Genomic DNA, 2,199 nt, shown 5'->3' with positions numbered 1-2,199 from the left:
TGTTGGTTGAAGTATCGATTGAGTATCGTTTCACAAAGTGCCATTAGCTTCGTTAACTCAATGGAATTAAAAAAATTTTGAATATCAAGTTGAAGGTAGTGGGAGTTGAGAGGTTTTCTCATAAAGGTTTGTACGCGTTGAACAGCAAAAAGGGTACCTTTTCTCTTTCTATTGGCGAAAGTGTCATCGATCAGAACGCGTTCAACAGCTGGGGATAAGTGGTAAACGGGGTTGTGTGCCCATTTCATCGAAAAGTCCAAAGTTTGCTTGTAGCCCTTTGATATCAAGGACTACAGCCGATATATAGTTTAATAATATTAATAGACTATGCCGCTAAGCTTAACGACTCTTCTGAAATAAGAGGATCTAAATTCTCCAGTAATCTTTCCAGTACAATATTATCTTTTTTAAGGCCAAAGGTGTAATTACCGGCCAGCTGTATATGCTGCCATGCGACAGGTGATAACTCAGCTATCATATTCACCGCTTCTTGATTATTTTCACGCGCAAATTTTTCAATCAAACTGGATAATAATGCAGAATTATAATAAATAATGCAGTTAGCAATGATACGAGCACAATCATTCCATTGTTCTATCTGGTAATCATCGCCACCTCTGAATTGATTACCATTAATTGACGCAATTGCACGCCGTAATTGATGGTAAGCCTCACCCCGATTAAGTGCTTGTTGGACAAACTGCCTGAGCATTTTGTCATCAACATAATCGAGAACGTATAAACACTTAATTATTCGGTCATATTCACGAAGAGCCGCTAAGGTGCGATTGTTTTTCTTACTGTTAGAAAGCTTAGTAATCACCGTGCTTTGTGTCGTCGTTTTACGGCTTAATGAACAAATTATCCATTGAATATTTTCCCACTCTTCTTGAATGAGTGATAAGTTGAGCGATTTTTTAAGTTTCAGGGAAAGGATTTCATCATACTCGATCTCAAACAATTCATTAAAAACGTGTTTAAATTTTGCATATCGCGGGGCAAACTGATACCCAAAGAGATCAAGGATAGCAAAGTTTACATTGTTAACGCCATGCGTGTCTGTTGCTAATGTTTTGGGCTGAATATGGCTGGTATTATTATAGAGTAAATCGAATGCGTGGTGAGCCTCATATTCATTGGCTGAAATCACTTTCGTATTTATTGGTACATGATTTGAAACTAATGTGAGTGCTGATACGCCTTTCCCTTTTCGGAAATATTTAGCAGAAAAACGGGCTTTAAATGTATTGATTCGGCAACCATGTTTTTGGCCATCAATACTACCAAATGGGGCACTTTCGTTAATCGTATAATATTTGAAAATGGGGAGTTTTGCTAAAGCATCAGCTATCATATCATTAGCTTCACTCGTTGTTTCAGGCCTAATATAACCATCATTGACGGCTCTAAGCACACCGATGGCTCTATCTGATATTGATGACATATGATGAACACCATAGTTTGAGCCATTTCCAAATATGCAAGCGAGTAAATCGCCCTCTTTGGCCTTAGTGTTTTTCTTTTTTGATGCGATATTTTTAAATGCATCTAAGTAACCTGCGTTTTTTGATGAACATAGTCCATAATTTCAATGATCCCCATATGTTGGAGCTGGTTATATATGGGATTATCAATGTCATCTTTCCAGCGTTTATTCGCCAGTTTCCATGTTAACTGATTTGAACGCGGTTGAAGTGTCACGAAATCATTGGCTCCATCATGGATATTGCGACCAATTCGCTCCATTTGGTCTCTCAGTTTTTGCGTTAATTCCGAAAGCGTTTGTTGTATCGGTGTATTGAGCCGAGTTAATCCTGTTTTTTGAATGATGACATGGCTTTTTTTCCACTCGGTGGCTGAAATCAGATCATCGTCTAAACGCTTGTTGCTGGCGCTTTCATTGATGTAAATATTGTTACTCTCAATCATCCGAGCCACTTTTTGGTATAAATAGTATTCAAATCGTTGAGTATTAACCTGTTCATCTATCAGGATAAAAGGTTTATCGTTTTTTAACAGTAACCGCTGATCGACGGTAGAAATGTGCTTATCTTTTTGAAGTTCTGATTTTGCTGTTAATAATTGGGAAGATAGTAGTTGTAATCCTGGTTCGCACTCGATATCAATCGCGAGAAAGAGTGACCTCATTGTATTCGCAATTTTTCTGTATTGTGTATCAATGTATAGCCACTCATAAGG

Annotated in this window: 2 protein-coding genes and 1 pseudogene; all 3 read right to left on the bottom strand. The window is 37.7% G+C overall.

Translation table 11 applies throughout. The features are described from left to right. Positions 1 to 248 (bottom strand): hypothetical protein (locus PSF16_RS17190; RefSeq protein WP_272689784.1); only part of this gene is annotated, 248 nt, incomplete at its 3' end. A gap of 77 nt (positions 249 to 325) precedes the next feature. Continuing rightward, positions 326 to 1,534: a transposase gene (locus PSF16_RS17185; RefSeq protein WP_272689785.1), complete on the bottom strand. Its 1,209-nt coding sequence runs from the start codon at positions 1,532 to 1,534 to the stop codon at positions 326 to 328. 14 nt (positions 1,535 to 1,548) lie between these two features. Beyond that, a pseudogene (locus PSF16_RS17180) lies at positions 1,549 to 2,199 on the bottom strand (Tn3 family transposase); the annotation flags it as partial.

This window comes from Providencia sp. PROV033 (genome assembly GCF_028484855.1).
GTDB lineage: Bacteria > Pseudomonadota > Gammaproteobacteria > Enterobacterales > Enterobacteriaceae > Providencia > Providencia alcalifaciens.
Note: the sequence above shows the minus strand (reverse complement) of the source record. Positions and strands in the feature narration are given on the sequence as shown.